This window comes from Actinomyces provencensis, assembly GCF_900155435.1.
GTDB lineage: Bacteria > Actinomycetota > Actinomycetes > Actinomycetales > Actinomycetaceae > Pauljensenia > Pauljensenia provencensis.
The window spans coordinates 3,051,401-3,076,957 of the sequence record NZ_LT700212.1; the positions used below are offsets into that span (position 1 = coordinate 3,051,401).

Here is a 25,557-nt window from a genome sequence, read left to right on the forward strand (position 1 = left end):
ATGATCCGTAGTCGGAGAGGCTGCGGAGCGTGTAGACGATGTGCTCCCCGCGAATGCGGGGATGATCCGATGTGGACGGACTCGTCTCCATCGAAGGCGATGTGCTCCCCGCGAATGCGGGGATGATCCCTGCGTGCCGGCCTCGGCACCCGTGTAGCCGTAGTGCTCCCCGCGAATGCGGGGATGATCCCGGCACGGTGACGGACCCGGAGTGCCTGTCCTAGTGCTCCCCGCGAATGCGGGGAGGACCCCGGGTGGGAGAACGGAGCACCGTCTCCTCCGATTGCTCCCGCGAATGCTCAGACGGTCGAGCTGCCATCACTGCCGCTCGATCCGACTCAGAAGGCTCCCCGCCGACGGAGAATGGAGACTCGGGCGTGACTGAGTCGGCTGCTCCAGCCCGTGGCGAACTTCCAGCTCCGTCCCTCGACTGCTGGACTCGTTCGGACTGCATCATGTGCTACACAGATTGGGCGAAGTGGGGCTCCTACCTTGCCGCGTCATTCGGACAGATGCAGGCATTGAAGGCCCGGTTCTGATCTCATTTGGCATGGATCCCTGTTCAGGGAGAAACAGTCCTCGGCAAGACCACAGAGCTTCTTGCGGATCGGGGGAAGCGAGCCCGACAACATGGAAGGCCACATCATGGGAGACGTCTCCGATCAGCAGCAACCGTCCCGGCTCGCAGGAACCGGCTGCTATGGACGCGCGATGTCCCTGCGCCCCACCGACGCCGACGACGTCGCCCACCTCTGGGAGTCGTGCGGGCTCACGCGCCCCTGGAACCCGCCCCAGGCCGACTTCCTGCGGGCCCTGGGTGGCCAGGTCTCCGACGTGCTCGGGGTGCGCGACGAGGGCGACCACGTCATCGCAACGGTCATGGTCGGCCATGACGGGCACCGCGGGTGGATGTACTACCTCGCGGTCGACGACGCCCACCGCGGGCAGGGCATCGGCCACCAACTGGTGGCGGCGGCCCAGGAATGGCTTCTCGCCCGGGGGATCCCGAAGATCATGCTGATGGTGAGGGCGGCGAACACCCAGGTCCTCGACTTCTACGAGGAACAGGGTTTCGGTCGCAGCACCAGCGTCGTGATGGAGCGCTGGCTGGAGCGTCCCTGACCGCCGGCAGCATCCCTGTTCCCCGCCGCCCGCGCTGGGCAGGGTGAGCGGACTTCACGCCCCGAACAGAGCGGACTTCGGGGTCAGAACAGAGCGGACTTCGGGGTCAGAACAGAGCGGACTTCACGCCTGGAACAGAGCGGACTTCGGCAAGGGGTCAGTCGACGATGCCGTAGAGGCGGTCGCCGGCATCCCCGAGCCCGGGGACGATGTAGGACTTCTCGTTGAGGCGCTCGTCCACGGCCGCCACGACCACGGTCACATCGGCGCGGTCACCGACGAACTTCTCCAGCTCCGCCAGGCCCTCGGGCGCGGCCAGCAGGCACACGCAGGTCACGTCGCGGGCCCCGCGCTGGAACAGGTAGTCCACGGCGGCGACCATCGTGTGCCCGGTGGCGAGCATCGGGTCGAGCACGAAGCACTCGCGGTCGGTGAGGTCGTCGGGCAGGCGGTTGGCGTAGGTCTCGACCTGCAGGGTGTCCTCGTCACGCTTCATGCCCAGGAAGCCGACCTCGGCGGTCGGGAGCAGGCGGGTCATGCCCTCCAGCATCCCCAGGCCCGCGCGCAGCACCGGGACGACGATGGGGCGGGGTTCCGCCATCTTGCGCCCGACGGTGGGGGCGACGGGGGTGTTGATGGCGACGTCGGTGACGGAGACGTGACGGGTGGCCTCGTAGGCCAGCAGGGTCACGAGCTCGTCGACCAGCTGGCGGAACGTCGCCGAGGGGGTCTTCTTGTCGCGCAGGATGGTCAGCTTGTGGGCGATGAGCGGGTGATCGGCAACGTGGAGACGCATGGGGCAAGGGTACCGCGAGCGACTCGGCCCAGACCCCCTGCTGCGGCGCGCGCGGCGCATGTAGGCTGTGGGCGTGGTGTCCATGGACCGTCTGCGTGAGGCGATGGGGCGGGCGCTCTTCCTCGCCAACCGGGCTCGGGAGGGGGGCGACGTGCCCGTCGGCGCCGTTGTGCTCGACTCGCAGGGTCGCATCGTCGGGGAGGGCCGGAACCGCCGCGAGCAGGACCACGATCCCTCCGCCCACGCCGAGGTCATCGCCCTGCGCGAGGCCGGCAGGCGCCTGGCCCGCTGGAACCTCGTCGGGTGCACCCTGGTGGTCACCCTGGAGCCCTGCACGATGTGCGCGGGCGCTGCCGTCCAGGCCCGCGTCGACCGTGTCGTCTTCGCCGCCTGGGACCCCAAGGCGGGTGCTGCTGGCTCGGTGCGCGACGTCCTGCGCGACTCCCGCCTCAACCACCGCGTCGAGGTGATCGGCGGCATCCTCGAGGAGGAGGCCACCATCCAGCTGCGCGGCTTCTTCGGGTCCGTCCGCGCCTCCTCGGGGGCGTCGTCGTCGGCGGACCGGCAGTCAGCGGGCACCGTGCGCTCACGTCCCCGTTCCTGGGAACGCGGGCAGTCCGGGTCGGCCTCCGCCCCCGCCCCTACGTCCGTCCCCGCCGTTGTGCCGAGCCCCACGGTTGCCCCCGTGGCACCAGGGGCCGCTGCCGCGTCCACATCCACGAGGGCGACGCCCTCGCGCCGTTCCTCCTCCCCGGGCGGCCCCGGTACGAGGGGGGAGGCGCAACTGCCCTCCCGTCGTGATCGCCTGCGCGGTGCCGCAGCCCCGACGGGCACTACGGCACCGACCGGCACCACCGCTCCCGCGGAACCGGCACCGCCCCAGGCGCGACCCGTTCCCCGACCCGGCTCACCGACGGTCCCCGGCGGAGTGCCCCCGCTCCCCATGACAGTTGCGGACCCCGCGTCACGTCCCGGTGCGAGGCGGCCCTCCTCCGCAGCAGAGCCCGAGAACCCGTCCGCGCCCGATCACCAGGATCCGAGGGCCGCGCCCCGACGTGTCGACGCTGCCTCCCCGCAGGACATCGGGGCGATCCCCGTGCGGCGGCGCCGGCGCGGCGACGCGAGACACTGAACGCCCAGCGCCCGGCCGACCCGGGCCCCACGTCCGACGGCTCACATCTGCCCGGACCGGGGGTGCCCGATCTCGCCAGCCACCCGGACCCCCGGGTCCCCGTGCCCCCGCTCATGCAGGAGATCGCCCAGGGGCCGGTCACCCTGGTCTGGGAGAACATGGTCGGGGGACTCACCGGGCGCGTCGAGGGGCCCGAGCCCCGGTTCGTCAAGTGGAACCCCAAGCCCTCCCACGAGTCCCTGGTCCACGAGGCCGAACGCATGCGGTGGCTGGAGGGCCGCCACCCCGGGCCGCGTGTGGTCGCCCTCGTCGACACGCCCGAAGCGGAGGTCCTCGTCACCGCCGCCCTCCCGGGGCTCTCCGCCGTCGACCCCCGCTGGGCCGGGGACACCGACGACGCGGTGCGCGCCATCGCCTCCGGGCTGCGCGCCCTGCACACGCTTCCGGTCACCGACTGCCCCTTCACGTGGGACGTCGCGAGCCGCATCGCGCAGGCCGAGGCGAACGGGAGGAGCGTGCCCGACGAGCTGCGGACGCCGCCCCCGATCGACCGACCGGTCGTCTGCCAGGGCGACCCCTGTGCCCCGAACACCCTGCTCGACGGGCAGGGCCGCTTCCTCGCCCACGTCGACCTCGCACGACTGGGGGTGGCGGACCGGTGGGCGGACCTGGCGGTGGCCACGATGTCCCTGGGGTGGAACTTCGCCGACGTGGACGAGGACCTCTTCTGGGACACCTACGGGATTCGCCCCGACGCAGCACGGATCGCCTACTACCGTGCCCTGTGGGACGCGACCTGAGGGGCACCTCACCCGCGCCAGGCCTGCTCGATGCGCTCCTGGACCAGGGGGGAGAGTCCCTCGACCAGGCGCTCGCGGGGCATGGACGCCAACGGCTCCACCCGCACGACGTAGCGCATGGTGACGATCCCGTAGAGGGTGGCCATGGCCAGCTCCACCTGCTCGGCGACGTGTGTCCCGTGCCCGAGGAGGACCTCCAGGGGCTCGATGACCTCGGTGCGGACGTAGGAACGGAAACGCCTGCCCGTGGCCGCGTCCGTGATGAGTGCGCGCACGAGGGCCTGCATGGTGTCGGCCGTGAGTCTCTCCTCATAGAGCACCAGGGCGTAGCGGATCAGGCGTTCTCCTGCGCCCTCCGGTCCGGGCAGCAGCAGGGACAGGACCTCGGAGGCGGGGTCGGAGGGCAGGTCGAAACAGGCGCGGAACAGCTCCTGCTTGGTGCCGAAGTAGTAGGAGACGAGCGCCGGGTCGCACTGGGCGGAGGCAGCGATGGAACGGATCGTGGCACCCTCGTACCCGCGTTCCACGAACTCGGTGTGCGCGGAGGCGAGGATGTGGGAGCGCTGCTCGCCACGGGGTCCGTGGGGTCCGCGCCCGCGGTGGCAGCCGTGGGGTGGGCGGTCCGTCGCGGTCGACGAGGGCGCCTCACTGGAGGGTCCGGCTGCAGGGTCGCCGGTTTTCGCAACAGGATCGCTCACGGAATTGTCGGGGGAGATTTCAACGGGGAAGGGGCTCGGTCCTGACGGTCCGGGGTGTGGGAGTCCCGCTCGCGGACGGGACTGGGCCGATTCCTCCGGGTGCGTGGCCATGATCCCATCCTCATTTCAACACTGTGGAAATCGCCTCGGCACCACCCTACGTTCATCGACAGGATCAGAGGAGGAGAGCATGGGTCGAGGCCGGGTCGGGGTCTCCCGCGCGGGACGCGCCGAGGGGAGTGGGGCCACCAGCGGTGCGGGCGGGGCCGGAGACCGCTGCGGGAAGTCGTTGTCCGGCGCCTCTCCCACCGGGTCCGCTTCGGCTGCGCCTCCGCGCACGGTGCCACCGTCTGCGGCCTCCTCCGCTGCGCGCCCGACAGTGGACCGGTCGGCCGTGCCCCCGTCAGTGGCCTCTCCCGCAGCGCTGTCGTCCACTGCACCGATCGTTCCCCCGGTGTGGGCCCTCGGCATCGACGTCGGCTCGACCACCGTGAAGGTCGCGCTCCTGGACGGGCCCCGCGTCGTCCTCTCCGACTACCGGCGCCACAACGCGGACGTGCGTGGGGAGCTCGCCCGTCTCCTCGCCGAGATCGCCGCCGCCCACCCGGAGGCACGGGTGCACGCGGCCATCACCGGCTCGGGAGGCCTGTCCATGGCCCGCGCCCTGGGCATCCCCTTCGTCCAGGAGGTCATCGCCGCCACCGAGGCCACCCGCAGGCTCCACCCCGAGGTCGACGTGGTCATCGAACTGGGCGGGGAGGACGCGAAGCTCACCTACCTGCACCCCACCCCCGAACAGCGCATGAACGGGACGTGCGCGGGTGGGACGGGCGCCTTCATCGACCAGATGGCCACCCTCCTCCACACCGACGCCGCCGGCCTGGACGACCTCGCCGCCCGCCACCAGCAGATCTACCCCGTGGCCTCACGCTGCGGGGTCTTCGCCAAGTCCGACCTCCAGCCACTCATCAACCAGGGCGCGGCGCACGAGGACCTCGCGGCCTCCGTCTTCACCGCCGTGGCCACGTAGACCATCGCGGGCCTGGCCTGCGGACGACCCATCCGCGGCACCGTGATGTTCCTGGGTGGTCCACTCCACTTCCTGCCCCAGCTGCGCCGCGCCTACGAGGACCTCCTGCCCCGGGCCGACGCCTTCGTCACCCCCGAGGACGCCCAGCTCTACGTCGCCCTGGGTGCCGCCATGCTGGCCGGGGACCCCCGCCGGGCCGGGGATCTCCCGCAGGGAGGGCGTTCCCGTGAATCCGCCCCTTCCCGCGGAACCGCGCGTCCGCTGTCCGCCCTCGTCGGCGACCTGCAGCACGCCGCCCCCGAGACCGCCACCCACCACATGCCCCCGCTGTTCGCCACCCCGGTCGACCTCGCGGAGTTCCGCGCCCGCCACGGCCGCGAGACCGTCCCCGTCGCCCGCCCCCAGGAGGCGCGCGGGCGCTGCTGGCTCGGCATCGACGCGGGTTCCACGACGATCAAGGCGGTCCTCGTCGACGAGGACGGGCGCATCGTCTTCACCCACTACGCCTCCAACGAGGGCGACCCCGTGACCGCGGCCGTGGACATCGTGCGCCACCTGCGCGCCGAACTGCCCGAGGGCACCGTCATCGGGCGCTCCTGCGCGACGGGCTACGGGGAGGGCCTGGTCAGGACGGCGCTGCGCCTGGACGAGGGCGAGGTGGAGACCATGGCCCACTTCCGGGCCGCCGAACAGCTCGCGCCCGGCGTCACCTCCGTCATCGACATCGGCGGCCAGGACATGAAGTACCTGCGCATCCGCGACCACGCCGTGGACTCCATCTGCGTGAACGAGGCCTGCTCCTCGGGATGCGGGTCCTTCCTGCAGACCTTCGCCCAGACGATGGACACGGATGTGGAGACCTTCGCCCGTTGGGCGCTGGAGTCCCGCTCACCGGTGGACCTGGGGACACGTTGCACGGTCTTCATGAACTCCTCCGTCAAGCAGGCCCAGAAGGAGGGCGCGGACGTCCGCGACATCGCCGCGGGCCTCAGCTACTCCGTGGTGCGCAACGCCCTGTACAAGGTCATCAAGCTCAAGGACCCCTCCGACCTCGGCGACCGCGTCGTCGTCCAGGGTGGGACCTTCCTCAACGACTCCGTCCTGCGGGCCTTCGAACTCCTGACGGGTCGTGAGGTCGTGCGCCCCGATCTCGCGGGCCTCATGGGCGCCTACGGTGCGGCGCTGACCGCGCGCCTCCACGACGACGGGACGGGGCGTTCCGGCCTCGCCGGTGTCGAGGACCTGGAAGGGTTCTCCGTCGAGACCACGCACAAGACCTGCCGCCTGTGCCAGAACCACTGCCGGATGACGATCTCCACCTTCTCCACCAGGGAGCGCAACGTCTCCGGCAACCGCTGCGAGCGCGGCGCCTCCCTGGAACGCATCCCGAAGAAGTCCGCGCTGCCCAACATGTACGACTGGAAGTACAAGCGGATCTTCGGCTACCGCCGCCTCACCGAGGCCCGGGCCACCCGCGGGGACATCGGGATCCCCAGGGTGCTCAACATGTACGAGAACTACCCCTTCTGGTTCACCCTGCTCACCCATCTCGGGTTCCGCGTGATGGTCTCCCAGCGCTCCAACCACGACCTCTTCGAGGCAGGCATGGAGTCGATCCCCTCGGAGAACGTCTGCTACCCCGCCAAGCTCGTCCACGGACACATCGAGGCGCTCCTCGACAAGGGCATCACCACGATCTTCCACCCCTGCGTCAGCTTCGAGCAGCAGCTGAGCCCCGGCGCCGACAACCACTTCAACTGTCCCGTGGTCGCCACCTACCCCGAGGTCATCCGCACGAACATGGAGCGACTGCGCGACCCGGGCGTGCGCTTCCTCGCGCCCTTCCTCAACCTCGCCAACCGCGAGTACCTGCCCGCCCGCCTGTGCGAGGTCTTCTCCGACTGGGACATCCCCGAGGACGAGATGCGCGCGGCACTGGACGCCGCCTGGGAGGAGGACGCCGCCGTCAAGCAGGAGATCCGCGACAAGGGCGAGGAGTCCCTGCGATGGATGCGTGCCAACGGGGTGCGCGGCATCGTGCTCGCCGGGCGTCCCTACCACCTCGACCCGGAGATCAACCACGGCATCCCCGAGGTCATTGTCGGCCTCGGCATGGGCGTGCTCACCGAGGACTCCGTGTGCGACGGGCGCCTGGAGCGGCCCCTGCGGGTACGCGACCAGTGGTCCTACCACTCCCGCCTCTACGAGGCCGCCGCCCGCGTCGGGGACGAGGACGACCTGGAGATGGTCCAGCTGACCAGCTTCGGCTGCGGCGTGGACGCCATCACCGCCGACCAGGTCCAGGAGATCCTCGAGGGCCGCGGCGACATCCACACCGTCCTCAAGATCGACGAGGTCTCCAACCTCGGCGCCGCCCGCATCCGCCTGCGCTCCCTCGACGCCGCCGCCCGGGAACGTGCATCGGGGGGCGCCCCGGTCCCAGCGACGCTGCCCGGGGGTGCCCCCGTCCCCACGACGCTGCGCGGGAGGGGGCCTGCGTCCGTGGCGTCCGTATACGGTCGGGAGGGATCCTCTGCCGTGGGTGGACCGGCTGCCGCGATCGGCGCAGTTCCCGACCCTACGACCTTGCCCGGAGACGACGGCGGCTCCGCCCTCGTGAATGTCGGGACGTCCCAGGACCCCGCCGCGCGCGCCGCAGCCGAGGAGACACGTGCCGGTCACGTCCAGCCCCGTGCGCGGTTCACCCGCGAGATGCGCGAGCAGGGGTGGGAGATCCTGGCGCCGCAGATGTCGCCCATCCACTTCCGGCTCGTCGTGCCCGTGCTGCGTCGGGCGGGGCTGAACGTGCGGCTCCTGGAGCACACCTCGCGGGAGTCCATGGAGACCGGGCTGCGCTTCGTCAACAACGACGCCTGCTACCCGGCGATCGTCGTGATCGGGCAGCTCCTGGAGGAGTTCACCTCGGGGCGTTCGGACCCGGACCGCACGGCCGTGGCCATCACCCAGACGGGTGGGATATGCCGGGCGACGAACTACGCGTCCCTGCTGCGCAAGGGGCTGCGCGACGCCGGATACCCGCAGGTGCCGGTCATCGCCGCCTCCGTGCAGGGGTTGGAGGACAACCCCGGTTTCGAGCTCACCGTCCCCATGGTCCACCGCGCGGTGCGTGCCCTGGTGCTGGGGGACATGCTCCAGACGATGGTCCTGCGGGTGCGTCCCTACGAGGAGGAGCCCGGTGCCGCCATGGCCCTGTACGGGCGGTGGGACGCGATCTGCCGAGAATGGTTGGAGGGGAGGGAACGGTCCGCGACCTGGGGTGGGCGCCTCACCTTCCGTGGCCTCGTGCGGCGGTGCGTGGCGGAGTTCGACGCGCTGCCGTTGCGGGACGAACCGCGGCGACCGCGTGTGGGACTGGTGGGGGAGATCCTCGTGAAGTTCCACCCCGACGCCAACAACCACGCCGTCGACGTCATCGAGGAGGAGGGCTGCGAGGCGGAGCTGCCGGGGATGATGCAGTTCTTCCACAACGCGATGGTGTCGGCGCGGTGGAACCACGACAACCTCGGCATCGGGGGGACGGCGCGCTGGGCCAAGCCCCTGGCGCTGTGGGCGATGCAGCGGTGCGAGGCGCCGGTGCGCGCCGCGTTCGCACGCACCGGGGGGAAGTTCGAGCCGCACCGCCCGATCCAGGAGATGGCGGCTCGGTCCACCGACATCGCCCGGATGGGCAACCAGGCGGGGGAGGGGTGGTACCTGACCTCGGAGATGGTCGACATGATCGAGCACGGGTGCCCCAACATCATCTGCGCCCAGCCGTTCGCCTGCCTGCCCAACCACGTCGTGGGCAAGGGCATGTTCCGGGCGCTGCGCACCCGCTACCCGGAGGCGAACCTGGTGGCCGTGGACTACGACCCGGGCGCGTCGGAGGTCAACCAGCTCAACCGCATCAAGCTCATGATCTCGACCGCGCTGGAGCGCGGGACATCCCGGGACGACGGGGAGGCCGCCGGACTCGCCTGGGGTGCGGACCCCGTGAGCGGGCGGGAGAGCGATGGTCCGCTGTCCGCCGTCGGTGCCCCGGGCTCCGCGCCCGGCGTCCCGGGCTCTGGCGCCAGCACCGGCGCGTGTGCGTGTGGTGGCTGCGATCTCGGGGGTGTCGCCGCTGGTGGCTGTGAAATCGGGGCTGTTGTCGTGGGCGGTTCCGAGGGGATGCCCGTCGATCGAGCCGGTCGCCGTCCCATTCCGGTCATGGTGATCCGCCGGGATTCCTGAAGGGGCACCGTCGTCGGGACCGGGGGCGTGACACGAACATCGAGGAGGACCAGTCAGGGACCCGCTCATGGGGCAGGGCACGATCACGGCACCCATCTGACCACCGGACAACCGGGGAAGATCGCCCATCCGGGGAAGATCGCCCGGGTGCCGATCGGATGGCGGTCGCGAGTGCTCACCCGCTGAACGGGAAGAGGACGTCCTGTTCCTGCCGTGTGCCCAGGTCTGCTTGATCGTCGTGGCTGCCTCCCGCGTCGGGACTGGGGCTGCTGCGGATCACTACCCCCTGCTGGCCGCCCGTGGCCGTTCCCAATGCCGTGGCCGTTCCCAATGCCTTGGGCGCGGGAAGGTGCGTGGGAATGGGCGGGAGCGTGTGGCTCAGCGGCTGCGGCCTCGGCTGCGGTCGTGTCCACGCATCACGCGCGGTGGGACCACCAGGTCCCCGCGCCCCGGGTGAACTACCGCCGCCTGCGTCGGACACAACTGTCCCGGTGAGCCCGTGCGCAGGGGTGCCTCCTCCGCCCCGGTCTTCACCGCTCTGACCCGGATCCCGGCCGCTGCCACCACCACCCTGATCTCGGCCACTGCCACCGCCACCCGGATCCCGGCCGCTGCCGCCACCACCCGGATCCCGGCTGCTGCCACCACCACCCGGATCCCGGCCGCCGCCAGCTCGATCACGCTGGCTTCCGCCCCCACTCAGATGTCGGCGGCTGCCATCGCCACCGGGACTCCGGGACCTGTCGTCCCGGGAATCCGCCGTGTCCACGAGGGTGCGCTCGTCCGTCAGCTGACCGAACATCTGGTGGAGACCGGACTGGGCACGGATCCATCGTCGACGACGGTCGATGGCGGCGGGTGGTCTGACCCAGGGAACACCGTCCCGCATCTGGATGTCCCAGCCGAGCTGCTCGAAGCTCCGGTGATGGTGCCAGCAGAGTGCGACACCGTTGTCCGTGTGGGTCTCCCCGCCCTCGTGCCACTCACGGACATGGTGGATCTCGCACCAGGTGACGGGGACCGAGCACCCGGGGATGACACAACCTCCGTCCCTGGTGGCGATCGCGCGACGCTGGTGGGCGGTGAAGATCCTCTGTGGCGCCATCAGCTCCACGATCCGGCCCCGGGAGTCCATGACGACCTTCTGGACGGCGCCGACGCATCCGATGTGGTGTGCGACCGAGATGTCGACCGCACTGTCGGCCTCGTCGTGGGCGCCCTGGAGGAAGGCCGTGCCGTTGGGTCGACCGAGCTGGTCGGCAGTCGTGGTGACGACGAGGGTGGGCGCTGCGCCTCCCAGGAGAGGCATCTCGGGTATGCCGGCGGAGGTGGCGAGGATCCCTGAAAGGGCATCGTGGCGCTTCTGGCGAGGCGATCGGTGATCGATGACCGGAGCGTTCACGGCGCCGAGCTCCGAGATGGTCCCGGGGCCAGTGCCAGTGCCAGTGCCAGTACCGGGGCCAGGGCCGCGGCACGCAGTCGGGTCGGCCCCCGCTGCCGAGTCGGGGTCGGTCAACGGATCGGAGCCGTGCTCGCGCACACCTCCGGCAACTCCGGGCCCCGGTCCCCACAGGTCCGCAGTACCCGGTGAGGCGGTCTCGGTGCGCGGATTGAGGTAGGCATCGAGGAGGCGCTCCAGTTGTGCTGCGGTCTCGGGCAGGAGCTCGCCCTCCACCCGTCTCGTACCCTCGCGCAGGGCGTGGATGGTCAGGAATCGCCGTGCCTCCCGTCGATGACGTGAAGCACGCGCGTCCTCCAGCCCACCATCGGGGTCGGACTCCTGGGAGAGCATCCTGCTCCAGGACCGGGCGAGCCGAGCCAGTTGCGTCAGCGCCATCGCCCCCGGTTGGGTGGCGGAGCGCCGTACCTCCGTCAGGAGGGCCTCGGCCGCATCCCCGAACACGTGCGCCCGGGCCGTCACCGCATCCGCGCCCATGGCCGCCGCCAGGAGCGCACCCTCCGCCTCGGCGACGCGGAGGGTGGGCACTCCGCTCTTCCGTGCCGGAGCGAGTGCGCCGGTGATCACGCTGGCAGCGTCGGGGGAGATGAGTCCTTCCCTGACGGCCCGGCGCAGGAGGGGGAACGGGACCGACTGGGTCGTGTCGAGTCGTGGGGTCTCAGCGGGATCAGGGTCCGGACCGGCGGCTTCCTCGACGTGTTGGAGGGGCTCCGCCTGACGGATCCGTTCCCGGACCGTGCGGGTGGAGGTGCCTGTGACCTCGGCGATCATGTCCTCCGGCTTGGTGAACCCCTCACGGGCGCAGAGGCGCTGTGTGCCCTTCGACGTGTCTGAGCGCTGGGCGACCAGACCAGCGGCGAACATGCGGCCCGCGTCCACCAGCCTGCCCACCTCCTCCAGGACCCGGAGTTCCGCCACGAGGTCGTCGTCGTCGAGGAGGGCGAGCCGGTCGCCGTCAGCCAGGTGGCGAATCCACTCCAGGGCCGAGTGTGCGGCCCCCGCAGGGTGCGTGTCCGACTCGGATGAAGTGCTCGAGGACCTGCTGATGGGTGCCGCCACCGATGCGTGGCCGACCGAGGTGGGGGACAGGCCGTCCGAGGCGGGGACCACGGGGTCTGGGTGCTGCGCGTGACCCGGGAGGGTCAACGGGTCTGCAGGCGGTTCGTCAACGGACCGGTTAGTCGGCGCGGTCCCGGCACCGCCACGGGCAGGGGACAGGCCCCGGGCCGATGTGCTCGCGCCCGAGGATGCACCGCCGTGGGACACCGGGGTCCAGGACGACACGAGGTCCCCACGACCGTCCTCAGGGACGACCGCGAGGTCCGCGTGCTCCAGATCCGCTTTCATGGGTCAAGTGTGTGCGGTGCCATGGGCACTTGGAGTCGAACAGGTGTTCGATGTGGACCCGAGCGCGAGAATGTGATGCGAATCACAATGAGTGGGGAGATGTGGCCTCCCCGCTCGGCACCGTTCGCCACAAGGTCGGTCCACCCGACCACTCCGAGCAGGCACCGCCCACGACCTCAGGTGTTGGCCCTGTGGCTCATGGGTCCGACCAGGAGGGGAAGTGCCCCGCCCTCGTCAATCGCCCGACCCCCGCGGCGTCATCTCCGCATGTGCGCTCGTCCTGTGGCCCGCAAGGCACCACCCACCCGCCTGCGGTGCCGTCCCCGCACGAGTGCCCGATCCGGGGGCCTGCGGGATACCACGCGCCCGGCGCAGACCGGGCCCGCGCCTGTCTCAGTTTCCGCCCAGGGCGGAGAAGCCGCCGATCCCGAGCCCGAAGATCCACACGACCAGCGTCACGACGAGCGCCATGACCTTGTTCTGCTCGTAGCCCTCCAGGGCACGGCCGTCCTTGCTCCGCTGGTTGCCCGTGAGCACCAGGATCAGGTCGATGATCGCCCAGAGTCCGAATCCGCCTGCGGTGATGAGCTTGAGGATGCCGGTGCCGACCTTGCCCAGGTAGAAGCGGTCCACGCCGATGACCCCGAGGAAGAGGGACAACAGCCAGGTGATCACGAAACTCTTCGGAGGTGTCTGCGTGTAGTAGGTGCTCATCGGTGGTGCCTCCTGCTGACTGACTCCCACTGCCGTGGGTGGCCGCGCCGTCCGCGCGTCCTCGCGCCCAGCATAGGCACCGCAGGCGGGCACACCCCAGAGCGGGCCGCGGGCGGACGGACGCGTCGACAGGCCGTGGGCCCACCGACGGCGAGTCCACCGACCGTGCGTCGACCGGTCGACGGGAGTCCCGCGGCGAGGAACACGTCCCAAGCTCTCCTCACCCACCCATGCGTACGCACCATTCGCGGGCACCACCACACGGACACTCCGGCGACCGCCACCGGATCGGCGCGATACTTCAGCGGACATCCCCCGGTGGCTCCGCGGTGGATCCGGCGTGGCCGGACGGGCCGCAGCGAGCTCGGTCGACGTCACCATCCCAGCCCCGCGCCTGAACTGGAGCATCCGGTGAAACCCCAGACCTCCTCGCACCTCCCCGACCCCGACGGGACCGACCGGGACCCGGGCCGGCAACCAGCCCTCACCCGCGCCGAGCGCCTCGACCGCCTGCCCTTCACCCGCCGCCACGCCAAGCTCCTGGTCGGCTCCGGTGTCGGATGGGCCCTGGACGCCATGGACGTCGGGCTGATCTCCTTCGTGATGGTCGCCGTGGCCGCGCACTGGGACCTCGCCTCCTCGACGACGGGCTGGATCGCCTCGGTCGGCTTCATCGGCATGGCGATCGGCGCCACGCTGGGAGGCGCCGTGGCCGACCGCGTGGGGCGTCGCCAGGTCTTCGCCCTCACCCTGGTCCTCTACGGGGTGGCGACGGGGATCTCCGCCCTGTCGGTGTCGGTGGGCATGTTCATGGTGCTGCGCTTCCTGGTCGGCCTGGGCCTCGGCGCGGAACTGCCGGTCGCCTCGACCCTGGTCAGCGAGTACGCACCGCGGCGCATCCGCGGTCGCATGGTCGTGTGGTTGGAGGCCTTCTGGGCGGTCGGCTGGCTGCTCGCGGCCCTCATCGGCGCGTTCGTCGTGCCCTCCTCCGACGCCGGGTGGCGCTGGGCGCTGGCCATCGGGATGGTGCCCGCCCTCTACGCGATCATCGTGCGTCTGCACCTGCCGGAATCCGTGCGCTTCCTGGAGTCCAAGGGCCGTCACGAGGAGGCCGAGGCCAGCGTCCGCGAGTTCGAGGCCGCTGCCGGAGTGGCTGCGCCGCAGGTCAGTGGGGCCCCCGCGCGTCCAGGGGCCGGCGGCAGCACCCCGGGGGTCGACGAGGGCGGCTCCGCGGGCCTTCCCGATCCTCTGGACCAGGACCAGGACCAGGAGTACGCGCAGGACCGTGCCGGGGCGCGGGCGGCGGAGGCCGGCACGGTTTCCATCTGGTCGCCGGAGCTGAGGCGGCGCACGACGGCCCTGTGGACCATCTGGTTCTGCATCAACCTCAGCTACTACGGAGCGTTCGTGTGGATCCCGAGCCTGCTCGTCGAGCAGGGGTTCACCATGGTGAAGTCCTTCCAGTTCACGCTGATCATCACCCTGGCCCAGCTGCCGGGCTACGCGGCAGCCGCCTGGCTCATCGAGAAGTGGGGCCGGCGCCTGACCCTGGGCGTCTTCCTCATCGGTTCGGCGGTGGCTGCCGCACTGTACGGCCTGGCGAGCACCGGGTCGACGATCATCGCGGCCGGCATGCTGCTCTCGTTCTTCAACCTGGGCGCCTGGGGTGCGCTCTACGCCATCGGCCCGGAGCTCTACCCGACCGCCGTGCGCGGGACGGGAACCGGTGCGGCTGCCGGGTTCGGCCGCCTGGCATCCATCGGTGCGCCGCTGCTGGTTCCGGTGCTCCTGGGGGCCGGGGGCAACCACCTGGTGTTCGGCGTGTTCGCCGTGGCCTTCGCCGTGGCGGCGGCGGGTGCCTTCACCCTGCCTGAGCTCAAGGGGCAGCGCCTCAGGGACTGACCACCGTGTCGGGACCTCCCGTCCCGGCGGGAGTGCCCGGTGGCACCGGGACGGATCGGCCGCGCAGCACGGCGTGTCCCGCGGGGCAGGCACAGGACCTCGGGGACCGGCTCGGGCGTCCCTCGGCGGGTCATGGGGCATCGGGTCCGGTGGGCAGGGGTGTGACCGTCCTCGTCGGCGGGAATGGCGGACGGGTCGCACGCGTTGCACACAGGGAATGCCACAACGCGACTCCCCCCATGCGGAAGGACACCCCGTGAAGCTCTCCGTCCTCGAACAGGTCCCCCTCTTCGCCGGCCACGATGCCCGCAACACCCTGGAGGACACGGTGCGTCTGGCGCGTGCCCTGGAGGAGGCGGGATACGCACGCTTCTGGTTCGCCGAGCACCACAACACCTCCGCGTTCCTCTCCAGCGCACCCGACCTCCTGATGATGCACACGCTCCAGGCGACCGAACGCATCCGGGTGGGCAGCGGCGGAGTGATGGCGATGCACTACGGGTCCCTGCAGATGGCGGAGCGTTTCTCGATCCTGGCCACGCTGTTCCCCGGTCGGGTCGACATGGGACTCGGCCGGGCGCCCGGGGGCGACATGCTCGCCGCGCACGCCCTGAACCAGGGCCGTGTCATCGACCCGACCTCCATCGACGCACTCATCGCGGAGACCGTCGGCCTGCTGCGCGGGACGCTGCCCGAGGACCATCCCTACGCACGGCTGACCGTCACGCCGCACGCCGAGGTGCTGCCCGAGATCTGGCTGCTGGGATCCTCCGGCCAGTCGGCCGCGTGGGCGGGGGAGCACGACCTCAACTATGCCTACGCCCAGTTCTTCTCCGGGCGTCAGGACCCCGGCGTCATGGACCACTACCGGGCCCACCTCCCCGAGCCGGCAACGGCCGGGCGCACCCTGTCGGCCATGGGTGTCTCCGCCGCCGACACGCGCGAGGAGGCGGAGGAACAGGCACTCGCTGCCGCGGACTTCAGGCTCTCCATGCGTCAGGGGCGCCCCGTCGACTTCCGGGACCCCGCACGGATCCCCGAGGAGCGGCGCGCCGAGCTGCGCCGGTACCTCCGGCTCGATCCCTCCTTCGTCGTGGGGACGTGGGACGAGGTCGCAGGGCAGCTGCGGACCTTCGCCGACACCCACGGCGTCGACGAAATCATGCTCATCAGCTACATCGCGGATGTCGAGGTCAAGGTGCACCAGTACCGGGAACTGGCGCGGCGCCTGGACGGGTGAACGGGTCGGTGTCGGGGAGACCCCCTGGGGCGGACCGTCGCCGTCACCTTCACCTTCACCGTCACGGACACCGCCACCGCCGACCTCGCCGTCGCCCCCGTCGGTGGATCCCCGCCCCCGGGAGCCTGTCCGAGGATCCTCCCCGCATGGCACGATGAACCCATGCGCACCACACACAGACTCGTGGCACTGACGACAGGCCTGCTGATGGCGTTCTCACTGACCGGTTGCGGCGGCGGGGGCGGAGAGTCCGGCTCCGCGGACGGCGGCACCGTGGACCCTCTGGGCACCTGGGGCAGCACCGCCGCACAGTCACCGAACCTCACGTTCACCGAGGACGGCAACGTCACCGGCACGGACGGCTGCAACCGTCTGATGGGTTCGTGGACGGCCGAGGGTGAGACCGTCGAGTTCGGCGCGCTGGCCTCCACGCTGATGGCCTGCGTGGACGTCGACACCTGGCTCTCCGGCGCGAAGTCGGCCACCGTCGACGGTGACACCATGGTCGTCAGGGACGAGGGCGGCTCCGAGATCGGCACCCTGGAGCGCGGCTCCGGCGACTGACCGGGTGGGCTCGACCGTTCGGCGATGTCGCCGACGCTCCCGTGCGTCGAGAAGTGACAGTGTGTCGAGCGGCGCGCTGTGCGTCGGTGGGATGGCAGAGGTCAGGCGTTCATCCCGTCAGCGGGTGTCAGCGGTCTGGCGTTCATCCCGTCAATGGATGTCCGGTCCCGGGTCTCCGGGGGCGAGGTGTCAGTGCATCGAAGTGTTGTCTCGTTGACGTCTCGAGGTGATCCGGGCCGGATTTCGCATCGAGAACACACTTCGATGCACCGGCAGTCCGGCAGTCCGGCGGACACGGTGATCGCCTGCCGGCGACTGAGCTGGGCGACCGCACGCGGGCCTGTCGCAGTGTGATTGCCTGCCGATGACTGACCGCCGCGGCCGCACGCGGGCCCGCTGGTCAGCCGATGGGCCCGCCCGCACGCAGGTCCCGCACCCGCGTGTGCTCGGTGACGGGGGCGTACCCGAGGATCACGTCGATGAGTGCCTCCATGAACGGGCCGGCACCGAGGTGGTCGGGGACCGCATCAGGCATGACCGACACCGATCCGTCCGGGGACCAGTGTGTGACCACCAGGCAGGTCGAGGTGTAGCCGTTGCCGTCGCCCCGGTCACGCAGCTTGTCGACCATGTCGACGGCCCGGGCCAGCATGTGGGGCTCGTCGAGGATCGTGGACCGCACGAAGAAGGCGAAGCCGACCGCGGCCAGTGGGTACCGTGCCCGCAGGTTGCCGGCGTCCCCGTAGGCCTCCTCGAAGCGGTTGGCCAGGTTGTTGCCGAACGAGGAGTTCAGGGCCTTGGTCGACAGCAGCAGCTCGGGGCCCGTGGTCCACGAGGAGATCCCGACATCGACCTGCTTGACGTAGGCACGGCCCCTGATGCGTGCGTCCTGGGGCGCCACCGAGGTGGCGCGCAGCAGGCGTTCGCGCATCGCCCGTGCGACACGGTCGGGCAGGACCTCCAGCAGATGCCCGATCTCCTGGGGGAGGACCCGGGGGTCGCTGGCGCGTGGCCACACGGAGTCGGCCTCGAAACCGGCCCGGCGGAACTCATGGGCCAGCCAGGCATCCAGTGCACGGCCGTACAGGCCCGACTGGGAGCGCGCCCCCTCCCGGACGGGGATCGCGAGGATGTCCTCCAGCAGTGAGAGGTCGGGGACGTAGCGGCGGGAGCCCCCGGGGCCCTCCCACGGGTCCGACACCCCGGCCGCTGCGAGCAGGTCATCGAAGCGAGCGGCACCGCGGACACGGACGCGCCGCGCCGCGTCGGTCCCGTCCCCGATGGAGATGTCGCCGGCCGAGGTTCCCCCAGACGTCGGCACGCCGGGTTCCGGCTCCGGCCCCGGGACCAGTGCTGTCGGGTCGCTCACCGGGACGACCTCCCCCGGGTCCTGCGGCGTGTGGCCATGAGTCGGTGCGCGCGGCGGACCTCCTGGAGCTGCTCGTCCGACACCATCCCGGCGCCCACCAGGACCTCGTCGACCGCGGCCCGGGCGCTGTCCTGGTCACCGCGGCGCAGCAGGCGCCGCGCCACGGGCAGCAGCTCCGTGAGCTCGCCGTGCAGGGCGCGGACCCGGTCAGCCCCGGGCACCGGCAGTTGGACGGCCTCACGCGGTTCCACCTTGAGGATCCCCCCGCCGTAGGCACGCCCCACCAGCTCCGATCCCAACGCCGTGACGGAGTTCAGAGCGACCAGGGCGAGAAGTGCGGGCCCGACGTCGCGGGTGTCCTCACCCAGGAAGAGTCCGTGCACGGAGTTCAGGTGGCGTGCTCCACTGTCGTTCGCGCACAGGGCCACGCTCGTCGCGTTCATGTACGTGACGAACAGATCGGCCGGCGGCTGACCCGGCACGCGCCACCACGGGTCACGCACGCGGCACTTGTACGCGGTGTCGACGCCGACGGCCTCGCCCTCGTGGATGTAGGCCCATCCCGCGGGGGAGGGATCGCGGCGCGGACTGAAGAGGAGCGTGGGGGAGCCCTCCCTCCCGAGTCGGCGCAGGTCGGAGCGGGTCAGGCGCAGTGAGCGCAGGTGGCGGGACCCCGGTGGGCACAACGCCACGACGTCACGCCGCTCCAGGCCCAGGTCTGCCGCCCGCCGCGGGCTGAGGGCGAAGAAGTGGTTGTTGCCGGTCACCGCCCCGAGGGCGAGGCGCCCCCAGTCGCCCAGCCGTGCGAACCCTGGCGCACCGGTGACCTCGGTGAAGGCGGGGGAGAGGGCCAGGGCGGTGGTCCACTTGTCCGCCGGGCTGGGGGGAACCCAGCTGCGGTAGGCGATGTCGGCGCGGAGGTCCTCGGCACCGGTGACCTGGACGAGCTCGAAGTGGTCGGTGCCGGGACCGACGGGCGCATAGCCGTCCGCCAGCAGCAGGACGACCTCCTCCTGGACATCGGGGAAGACCCGCTCGGAGAAGAGCACCAGGCGGACGTCGGCGAAGTGGGCCAGCAGGTAGGCGCGCACCGCAGCGGCGTAGTTGACGCTGAGGAGCTCGGCGGGCAGGACCAGCCCCATGCGCCCCCCGGGTGCGAGGAAGGTGGAGGCGTGCACCGTGAACGCCGCCCAGGAGGAGGCCAGCGCCGTCAGGCGGACCCCGGCCCGGAACGCTGCCTCGCGTGCGCGCAGGCGGGCGGCGCCGGTGAAGTCCTGGTAGCGGATGTAGGGCGGGTTGCCGATGACGGCGTCGACGGGGCGTGGGGGGCGGTACTCGAAGAAGTCCCCGACCTGCAGGTCCGCCTCGATGCCGGAGGAGGACAGGGACCGCCGGGCGCGCTCGACGGAGCCGGCGTGGATGTCCACACCCATGAACTGGCCCGGGGTGACGACACCTCCGAGATCGGTGACCGTCCCCCCGGCCTGGTGCAGGAACACCGCCTCCCCGGTGGAGGGTTCCAGCACGGTGTCCTCGGGTGAGCGGACGGCCCAGTCCGCGATGAAGCGCGCGATGGGCGCGGGGGTGAAGAAGGCGCCGCGCTCCTTGCGCGACTCCCTCAGCTCCACGGCGTCCTCCCCCATGGGAGACATCTTCGCTCATGCCGTGGGCATCTGGGATGCACGAGGGCGCCCGCCCCCCGCTTCGACCACCTGGCGGGGCGGCGGCGACTCCGGGGACCGGTCGGTCTCCCCGCGCCCCTGGCGGGGCATCCGGGAACGCTGCGATGGTTCCGTGCAGCGTGCCGGTCCGGGACGCCCCCTCCGTTCGCTCCACGGAGGGAATGGTGAGTCCTAGGCTGTCCCCAAGGAGGCCACCATGCCCGCTGTGACGACACCCCTTCCCCCACCGAGCGACATTCCGGAGGCACGCGGCGTGCCCCTGGAGCAGGCGGTCGAGCCGCTGGTCCTCGCCATGGACATCGGTTCCACCTCCACCAGGGCCTGTCTCTACGACGCCCTGGCCCGTCCCATCCGCAAGCGCGCCGCCAAGGCCGCCCACCAGTTCCGTGAGGGCGCGGACGGCACGGCCGAGATCGATGCGGACGCCGTCACCGCCGAGATCGCCGACGTGATCACCCGGGTCCTCGCCGACCTGGCTCCCGGGAGTGTGCGCGGTGTCGCCATGGACACCTTCGCCTCCTCCCTGGTCTGCGTGGATGCACAGGGCGATGCCCTCACCCCCTGCATCACCTACGCGGACTCCCGGTCCGCGCCCCAGCTGGCCCAGCTGCGCGCCGAACTCGACGAGTCGGCCGTGCACCAGGCGGTGGGTGCCCGTCTGCACACCAGCTACCACGCCCCCCGGCTGCTGTGGTTGGCCCGGACACGTCCGGAGGTGCTCGCGCGCACCGTCCGCTTCGTCTCGCTGGGGGAGTACGTTTACACCCGCCTCGCCGGCGTCGATGCGGCGGCGACCTCGACGATGGCGTGGACGGGGCTGCTCAACCGCCACACGGGTGATCTCGACGTGGACCTCCTCTCCGCCACCGGCACCCGGCGCGAGCAGTTCGCGCAGATCGTGGATGCCGACAGCCCCGTCGAGGCCGTCTCCCCCGAGACCGGTGTGCGCTGGCCCGCCCTCGTCGGCGCCCTGTGGTTCCCGGCCATTCCCGACGGCTACGCCTCGAACCTGGGCGTGGGTGCGACGGATGCGGGCACGGTGGCGCTGTCCGCCGCCACCTCAGGTGCCATGCGCGTCATCGTGCCGGGCACGCCCGAAGTCCTCCCCACCGGACTGTGGGCGTACCGGGTCTCCGCCTCGGAGTCCATCGTGGGCGGCGCACTCAACGACGTCGGGCGCGTCATGACCTGGCTGGAGTCCACGCTCGCCCCCGTGGAGGAGCGCGTCCTGGACGTGGCCCTGCGCGGCAACCCGGTCCCCGGCATCCCCCTGGTCCTCCCGTTCCTCACCGGCGAGCGCGCCACGGGGTGGGCCGGCAATGCGCGCGCGGTGCTCACGGGCGTCTCCTCCTCCACGGGTGCGGTGGACATCTGGCGCGGTGCGGTGGAGGGTGTGGCGATCTCCTACGAGCGCATCTTCGAGCAGCTGCGCTCCGTCAACCCCGACATCCACCAGGTCATCGCATCGGGGGGCGTCACCCAGCACTACCCCGCCACCATGGAGGTCGTCGCCCAGGCCCTGGGCTTCCCGGTGCGCGTGGTGGACGTCAAGCGCGTCACCATGCGCGGCACGGCCGTCTTCGCCCTGTCGGTCCTGGACCCGGAGGGGCAGCGCGCCACCGTCCCCCAGTCGGCCACGCTCCAGCCCGACCACGCCCAGAAGTCCTACTACGCCGACCTGCGCGCCCGCTTCGACGCCACCTACCGGGACGTCGTCGCCGAGCGCTGAACCCTCACCACTGACCCCTGATCGCTGGACCCCATCACACCCCGGAAGGCCACTGCCATGATCCCCGACCCGTGCCATGACCTGTCAGGAGGTGCGCGACCATGAGCCCGCTCACGACCCTTCCCGCCCTCGTCGGCGCCCTCCTTCCCCTGGCGGACGACCCGCCCGCCCCCACTGCGGGGACCACCCAGCTGGTCCTCGCGGCCGTGGTCTCCATCGCCCTGATCGTCGTGCTCATCGTCTGGGTGAAGATGCATCCCTTCTTCGCCCTCATGCTCGGCTCCGGCGTCATGGCCGTGGCGGCGAACATGGGCTTCGCGAACGCATTCACGGCCTTCAGCTCCGGCGTCGGCTCGACCCTGGGAGGCGTCGGCGTCCTCATCGCGCTGGGCGCGGTCATCGGCAAGTTCCTCACCGAGTCGGGTGCAGCAGACGAGATCGTGGACACGATCCTCTCCAAGACCCCGGCCAAGCGTCTGCCCTGGGCGATGGCCGGGGCGGCCTTCATCATCGGCATCCCCCTGTTCTTCGAGGTCGGCGTCGTCCTGCTCATCCCGATCGTCATGCTGGTGGCCAAGCGCGCCAAGCTGCCCGTGATCCTCATGGGCATCCCCGCCCTGGCCGGCCTCTCCGCCCTGCACGGTCTGGTGCCACCCCACCCGGGTCCCCTCATCGCCATCGATGCCCTCAAGGCCAACCTGGGCCTCACCCTGGCGCTCGGCCTGGTCGTGGCCATCCCGACCGTGATCGTCTCCGGACCCCTCCTGGCGATCCCCATGGCACGCTGGGTTCCCATCCAGGCGCCCGAGCGGATCGTCGGCCAGAGGGTGGACGAGGGCGGCCGCAGACCCTCCTTCTGGGTCGCCCTCTCCGTCGTGCTCATGCCGGTCCTCCTGATGCTGGCCCACACGCTGGTGGTTGCCCTCAGGGTCGACACCACGGCGTGGGGAGCAGTCCTGAGCTTCGTCGGGACCCCGCTGCTGGCCCTGCTCATCACCTCCCTCTACGCGATGGTGGTGCTGGGCCTCGCCCTGGGACGTTCGACGAGTGGGGTGTCCTCACTGACGGGAGCGGCGTTCGGACCGGTCGCCGGGATCCTCCTCATCGTCGGCGCCGGCGGCGGGTTCAAGCAGACCCTGGTCGACTCGGGAGTGGGCGGGGTGATCGGTGACAGCATCATCCAGGCCGGTGTCCCGGTCCTGCTGGCGGGGTGGCTGGTCGCTGTCGCCATCCGTGTCGCCACCGGGTCCGCGACGGTCGCGACCATCACCGCATCGGGCATCATGGCGCCGCTGGCCGCCGGGCTGACGGACGTCCACCTGGCACTGCTGGTGCTGGCGATCGGGGCGGGGTCGGTGTTCCTCTCCCATGTCAACGACGCGGGCTTCTGGCTGGTCAAGGAGTACTTCGGCATGACCGTCGGGGAGACGTTCAAGACCTGGTCGCTCATGGAGTGCGCGGTGTCCGTGGTCGGACTGGTGGGGGTGCTCGCCCTGGGTGCGGCGTTGGTCTAGCCAGCCCCGTCGGCGACGTGCGGGGGTCCGGGCCACCCTCCCGGCACCCTCAGTCGCTGGCGACGGAGGTGACGGAGTGGGGCATGCCCACGGGTTTGGACTCCGCTGAGCCCCGCTGGCGCAGGTAGATGGACAGGGCGACCATCGAGCCCACCGCGAGGAGCTCGGACTGCCAGTTCTGCAGGGTGCGGTTCCAGAAGTCGGGGGAGACGAGGTAGCCGCCCAGGGTGACTGGCTCCTGGCCGTGCAGGAGCTGGTCATGGTTGTGCACGACCCTCCCCGCCAGGGCCTGGGCCAGCCACGACAGGAGGAATACCGTCCCCATCACCAGGAGCAGTGAGTTGGAGTAGACCCCCTGGCGCCAGCCGCCCACCCGCGCCCAGCGGGGCGAGTCCGGGCGGGCGTGGGGGCCGACCAGCTGCTCGCTGTCCGTGCCCAGCCCCTCCTGGCCCGGCTTCTTCGACTCCGGGGACCCCTTCTGCACGAACCACACGGTGGCCAGGATGAAGAGGAAGAACTGCAGGTACTCCGACTGCCAGTTCTCCGCGACATCGACGACGAATGCGGAGGAGGTCACGAAGGACGCCCAGTCCAGGGCGGCGGCCCCGTGGGCTGCCTGTTCCTCGTTGAAGGCGGCGAGTCCGACGACGGACTGTCCGGCCAGCGCCGCCAGGAACAACGCGGCGAAGACCAGGCTCAGGGCGTGCTCGCGGATCCTCATCGGTCATCTCCCCATCGCGACGACGGTGAACATGCAGGCGAGGCCGACGACGATGATGCCGACCCACATCCAGAAGACTGCTCTCATGACGAGGCTTCGCCCTCGTCCGCCGTCCCCTCCTCGGGGGTCCCCGGACCGTCGGGTTCCTGTGGGGGAGTGTCCGTGTCCGGATCGCCCACGGGCTGGGTCCCCGGGTCGGTGCCAGGGGCTTCCCGACCGGGTTCGGGGGCGCCCTCGTCGGGCGGGTCGGTCGGGGCCACGCGCGGCGGTGCGTCGGGGTTCGACTCGAAGGGTGGGTGGCGGTCGTCCATGGGGGTGCCTCTCGGTGCGGTGCGGGTGCTCGTTCGTCGTGGACCCACGGGTGGCCACGGCATCCGCGCCGCGCACCGCCCGCTCCGACCGGGTCGATCCCGTGGGCCGCCTCGCCGCGGACCCGGTCGCAGGACTCGATTGTCACACCGATCCGCGCCGCGCACCCGTCGGGGGCACAGGGGATGTCCGGGGAGGGCGCGCTCCGCGTGGGTCGGGTGCTTCCGGTGGTGGGAATGGTGTGGATCACACATGCTGGAGGCATGGACAACACACATGTCGAAGAACCGGCCGAGAAGGCCACCGCACTCCAGGGGGAGGGCTTCCCCGAGCAGGAGCAGCCCTATCCGGGACTGGGTTCCCGCATGGACCCCGTCCCCGACCACGGCGAGCACACCTGGGTGGGGCACGGACGCCTCACAGGTGTGAAGGCGCTGATCACCGGCGGTGACTCCGGCATCGGGCGCGCCGTGGCGATCGCCTTCGCCCGGGAGGGCGCGGATGTCGCACTGTCCTACCTGGTCGAGGAGCAGCCCGACGCGGAGGACACCGCTTCGTGGGTCCGCAAGGAGGGACGTGTCGCCGTCCTGCTCCCGGGCGACCTCCGGGAGGAGGACGTCGCCCGTGGTGTCGTGGACCGTGCGGTGCAGGAACTGGGCGGTCTGGACGTCGTGGTCAACAATGCGGGGTTCCAGTGGGCGCGACGTGACGGCGGCCTGGCCGAGGTCACCACGGATGAACTGGACCGCGTGTTCGACACGAACCTCAAGGCCCTGTTCTGGGTGACCCAGCAGGCCCTGCCCCACCTGCACAGCGGGTCCAGCATCATCAACGTCAGCTCGATCCAGGCCTACGACCCCTCCGTCCCCCTGATCGACTACGCCTCGACCAAGGCGGCCATCAACAACTTCACCGTCAACCTGGCCGCCGAGCTGGGGCCGAAGGGGATCCGCGTGAACGCGGTCGCGCCCGGTCCGATCTGGACCCCGCTGCAGCCGGCGACGCGCACCGCGGACTCCATCCCCGACTTCGGGAAGAACACCCCGCTGGGTCGGGCAGGACAGCCCGTCGAGTTGGCCGGTGCCTTCGTGTACCTGGCCAGTGAGCGGGAGGCCTCCTACGTGTCGGGCACGGTGCTCGGCGTGACGGGTGGTCGCCCGGTCTTCTGACGGGGACGAGGGCGTCCCGCACTCGGT

Annotated in this window: 19 protein-coding genes and 1 CRISPR repeat array (1 of these 20 running past the window's edge); of the genes, 11 read left to right on the plus strand and 8 right to left on the minus strand. The window is 71.1% G+C overall.

The features are described 5' to 3' along the window. Nucleotides 1-251: direct repeats of the CRISPR family, unit length 28 nt; unit sequence GTGCTCCCCGCGAATGCGGGGATGATCC; it begins 2,644 nt to the left of the window's first position. A 394-nt stretch (nucleotides 252-645) separates the two neighbouring features. Next, entirely contained in the window at nucleotides 646-1,122 is a 477-nt protein-coding gene (locus BQ9890_RS13220; protein WP_230297956.1) for a GNAT family acetyltransferase, read from the plus strand. Nucleotides 1,123-1,279: 157 nt separating this feature from the next. Here BQ9890_RS13220 and upp read toward each other — a convergent pair whose 3' ends face one another. Then, nucleotides 1,280-1,918 (minus strand): uracil phosphoribosyltransferase, encoded by a 639-nt coding sequence (upp, locus tag BQ9890_RS13225; protein ID WP_075892123.1) that lies wholly within the window; start codon nucleotides 1,916-1,918, stop codon nucleotides 1,280-1,282. 82 nt (nucleotides 1,919-2,000) lie between these two features. Between upp and tadA the strand changes: the two genes are divergently transcribed. Next, nucleotides 2,001-3,050, plus strand: a complete 1,050-nt coding sequence (tadA, locus tag BQ9890_RS16630; protein ID WP_075893241.1) for a tRNA adenosine(34) deaminase TadA — start codon at nucleotides 2,001-2,003, stop codon at nucleotides 3,048-3,050. A gap of 62 nt (nucleotides 3,051-3,112) precedes the next feature. Continuing rightward, nucleotides 3,113-3,850 carry an aminoglycoside 3'-phosphotransferase gene (locus BQ9890_RS13235; RefSeq protein WP_230297957.1) on the plus strand — a complete coding sequence of 246 codons (738 nt, stop codon included), beginning with the start codon at nucleotides 3,113-3,115 and terminating at the stop codon, nucleotides 3,848-3,850. A gap of 8 nt (nucleotides 3,851-3,858) precedes the next feature. Here BQ9890_RS13235 and BQ9890_RS13240 read toward each other — a convergent pair whose 3' ends face one another. Further along, complete coding sequence (locus BQ9890_RS13240; protein WP_230297958.1) at nucleotides 3,859-4,548, minus strand: TetR/AcrR family transcriptional regulator; 690 nt, start codon at nucleotides 4,546-4,548, stop codon at nucleotides 3,859-3,861. 454 nt (nucleotides 4,549-5,002) lie between these two features. Between BQ9890_RS13240 and BQ9890_RS16980 the strand changes: the two genes are divergently transcribed. Together BQ9890_RS16980 and BQ9890_RS13245 are read left to right on the plus strand one after the other, a co-directional pair. Continuing rightward, nucleotides 5,003-5,578, plus strand: coding sequence for a BadF/BadG/BcrA/BcrD ATPase family protein (locus BQ9890_RS16980; RefSeq protein WP_407638906.1), 576 nt, complete (start codon nucleotides 5,003-5,005; stop codon nucleotides 5,576-5,578). A 45-nt stretch (nucleotides 5,579-5,623) separates the two neighbouring features. Further along, nucleotides 5,624-9,811 (plus strand): acyl-CoA dehydratase activase-related protein, encoded by a 4,188-nt coding sequence (locus BQ9890_RS13245; RefSeq protein ID WP_407638919.1) that lies wholly within the window; start codon nucleotides 5,624-5,626, stop codon nucleotides 9,809-9,811. A 175-nt stretch (nucleotides 9,812-9,986) separates the two neighbouring features. Here BQ9890_RS13245 and BQ9890_RS13250 read toward each other — a convergent pair whose 3' ends face one another. Next, complete coding sequence (locus tag BQ9890_RS13250; protein ID WP_075892125.1) at nucleotides 9,987-12,380, minus strand: HNH endonuclease signature motif containing protein; 2,394 nt, start codon at nucleotides 12,378-12,380, stop codon at nucleotides 9,987-9,989. 630 nt (nucleotides 12,381-13,010) lie between these two features. Beyond that, nucleotides 13,011-13,331, minus strand: a complete 321-nt coding sequence (locus tag BQ9890_RS13255) for a TM2 domain-containing protein (RefSeq protein WP_075892128.1) — start codon at nucleotides 13,329-13,331, stop codon at nucleotides 13,011-13,013. Nucleotides 13,332-13,742: 411 nt separating this feature from the next. Here BQ9890_RS13255 and BQ9890_RS13260 point away from each other — a divergent pair, with 411 nt between their 5' ends. The 3 genes from BQ9890_RS13260 (at nucleotide 13,743) to BQ9890_RS13270 (ending at nucleotide 17,037) form a co-directional block, all read left to right on the plus strand. Continuing rightward, entirely contained in the window at nucleotides 13,743-15,233 is a 1,491-nt protein-coding gene (locus BQ9890_RS13260; RefSeq protein ID WP_230297959.1) for an MFS transporter, read from the plus strand. A gap of 217 nt (nucleotides 15,234-15,450) precedes the next feature. Beyond that, nucleotides 15,451-16,473 carry an MsnO8 family LLM class oxidoreductase gene (locus tag BQ9890_RS13265; RefSeq protein WP_195907686.1) on the plus strand — a complete coding sequence of 341 codons (1,023 nt, stop codon included), beginning with the start codon at nucleotides 15,451-15,453 and terminating at the stop codon, nucleotides 16,471-16,473. A gap of 162 nt (nucleotides 16,474-16,635) precedes the next feature. After that, complete coding sequence (locus BQ9890_RS13270) at nucleotides 16,636-17,037, plus strand: META domain-containing protein (protein WP_075892132.1); 402 nt, start codon at nucleotides 16,636-16,638, stop codon at nucleotides 17,035-17,037. A 400-nt stretch (nucleotides 17,038-17,437) separates the two neighbouring features. Here BQ9890_RS13270 and BQ9890_RS13275 read toward each other — a convergent pair whose 3' ends face one another. After that, nucleotides 17,438-18,406, minus strand: coding sequence for a hypothetical protein (locus tag BQ9890_RS13275; protein ID WP_078062470.1), 969 nt, complete (start codon nucleotides 18,404-18,406; stop codon nucleotides 17,438-17,440). Next, complete coding sequence (locus BQ9890_RS13280; RefSeq protein WP_075893251.1) at nucleotides 18,403-20,049, minus strand: N-6 DNA methylase; 1,647 nt, start codon at nucleotides 20,047-20,049, stop codon at nucleotides 18,403-18,405. The genes BQ9890_RS13275 and BQ9890_RS13280 overlap by 4 nt, the downstream gene beginning before the upstream one ends. 235 nt (nucleotides 20,050-20,284) lie before the next feature. Between BQ9890_RS13280 and BQ9890_RS13285 the strand changes: the two genes are divergently transcribed. Together BQ9890_RS13285 and BQ9890_RS13290 are read left to right on the plus strand one after the other, a co-directional pair. Next, on the plus strand, nucleotides 20,285-21,817 hold the full coding sequence (locus tag BQ9890_RS13285) for a gluconokinase (protein WP_075892134.1): 1,533 nt from the start codon (nucleotides 20,285-20,287) through the stop codon (nucleotides 21,815-21,817). Between the two features lie 101 nt (nucleotides 21,818-21,918). Continuing rightward, nucleotides 21,919-23,331 carry a GntP family permease gene (locus tag BQ9890_RS13290; protein WP_075892137.1) on the plus strand — a complete coding sequence of 471 codons (1,413 nt, stop codon included), beginning with the start codon at nucleotides 21,919-21,921 and terminating at the stop codon, nucleotides 23,329-23,331. A 49-nt stretch (nucleotides 23,332-23,380) separates the two neighbouring features. On the opposite strand, the gene BQ9890_RS13295 is transcribed toward BQ9890_RS13290, so the two are convergent. Both BQ9890_RS13295 and BQ9890_RS13300 read right to left on the minus strand, forming a co-directional pair. Then, a complete protein-coding gene (locus tag BQ9890_RS13295; protein WP_075892139.1) occupies nucleotides 23,381-24,052 on the minus strand; it encodes a DUF6766 family protein in 672 nt (223 codons plus the stop codon). Between the two features lie 83 nt (nucleotides 24,053-24,135). After that, nucleotides 24,136-24,363: a hypothetical protein gene (locus tag BQ9890_RS13300; protein ID WP_075892142.1), complete on the minus strand. Its 228-nt coding sequence runs from the start codon at nucleotides 24,361-24,363 to the stop codon at nucleotides 24,136-24,138. A gap of 261 nt (nucleotides 24,364-24,624) precedes the next feature. On the opposite strand from BQ9890_RS13300, the gene BQ9890_RS13305 reads away from it, so the two are divergent. Next, nucleotides 24,625-25,530 (plus strand): SDR family oxidoreductase, encoded by a 906-nt coding sequence (locus BQ9890_RS13305; RefSeq protein WP_075892144.1) that lies wholly within the window; start codon nucleotides 24,625-24,627, stop codon nucleotides 25,528-25,530. Nucleotides 25,531-25,557 lie beyond the last annotated feature (27 nt).

Bases quoted from the DNA above. Each gene is read 5' to 3' on its own strand.
- BQ9890_RS13220 (WP_230297956.1), top strand. From the start codon at position 646: ATGGGAGACGTCTCCGATCAGCAGCAACCGTCCCGGCTCGCAGGAACC.
- upp (WP_075892123.1), bottom strand. From the start codon at position 1,918: ATGCGTCTCCACGTTGCCGATCACCCGCTCATCGCCCACAAGCTGACC.
- tadA (WP_075893241.1), top strand. From the start codon at position 2,001: ATGGACCGTCTGCGTGAGGCGATGGGGCGGGCGCTCTTCCTCGCCAAC.
- BQ9890_RS13245 (WP_407638919.1), top strand. From the start codon at position 5,624: ATGTTCCTGGGTGGTCCACTCCACTTCCTGCCCCAGCTGCGCCGCGCC.
- BQ9890_RS13255 (WP_075892128.1), bottom strand. From the start codon at position 13,331: ATGAGCACCTACTACACGCAGACACCTCCGAAGAGTTTCGTGATCACC.
- BQ9890_RS13265 (WP_195907686.1), top strand. From the start codon at position 15,451: ATGCCACAACGCGACTCCCCCCATGCGGAAGGACACCCCGTGAAGCTC.
- BQ9890_RS13270 (WP_075892132.1), top strand. From the start codon at position 16,636: ATGCGCACCACACACAGACTCGTGGCACTGACGACAGGCCTGCTGATG.
- BQ9890_RS13280 (WP_075893251.1), bottom strand. From the start codon at position 20,049: ATGGGGGAGGACGCCGTGGAGCTGAGGGAGTCGCGCAAGGAGCGCGGC.
- BQ9890_RS13285 (WP_075892134.1), top strand. From the start codon at position 20,285: ATGCCCGCTGTGACGACACCCCTTCCCCCACCGAGCGACATTCCGGAG.
- BQ9890_RS13290 (WP_075892137.1), top strand. From the start codon at position 21,919: ATGAGCCCGCTCACGACCCTTCCCGCCCTCGTCGGCGCCCTCCTTCCC.
- BQ9890_RS13295 (WP_075892139.1), bottom strand. From the start codon at position 24,052: ATGAGGATCCGCGAGCACGCCCTGAGCCTGGTCTTCGCCGCGTTGTTC.
- BQ9890_RS13300 (WP_075892142.1), bottom strand. From the start codon at position 24,363: ATGGACGACCGCCACCCACCCTTCGAGTCGAACCCCGACGCACCGCCG.
- BQ9890_RS13305 (WP_075892144.1), top strand. From the start codon at position 24,625: ATGGACAACACACATGTCGAAGAACCGGCCGAGAAGGCCACCGCACTC.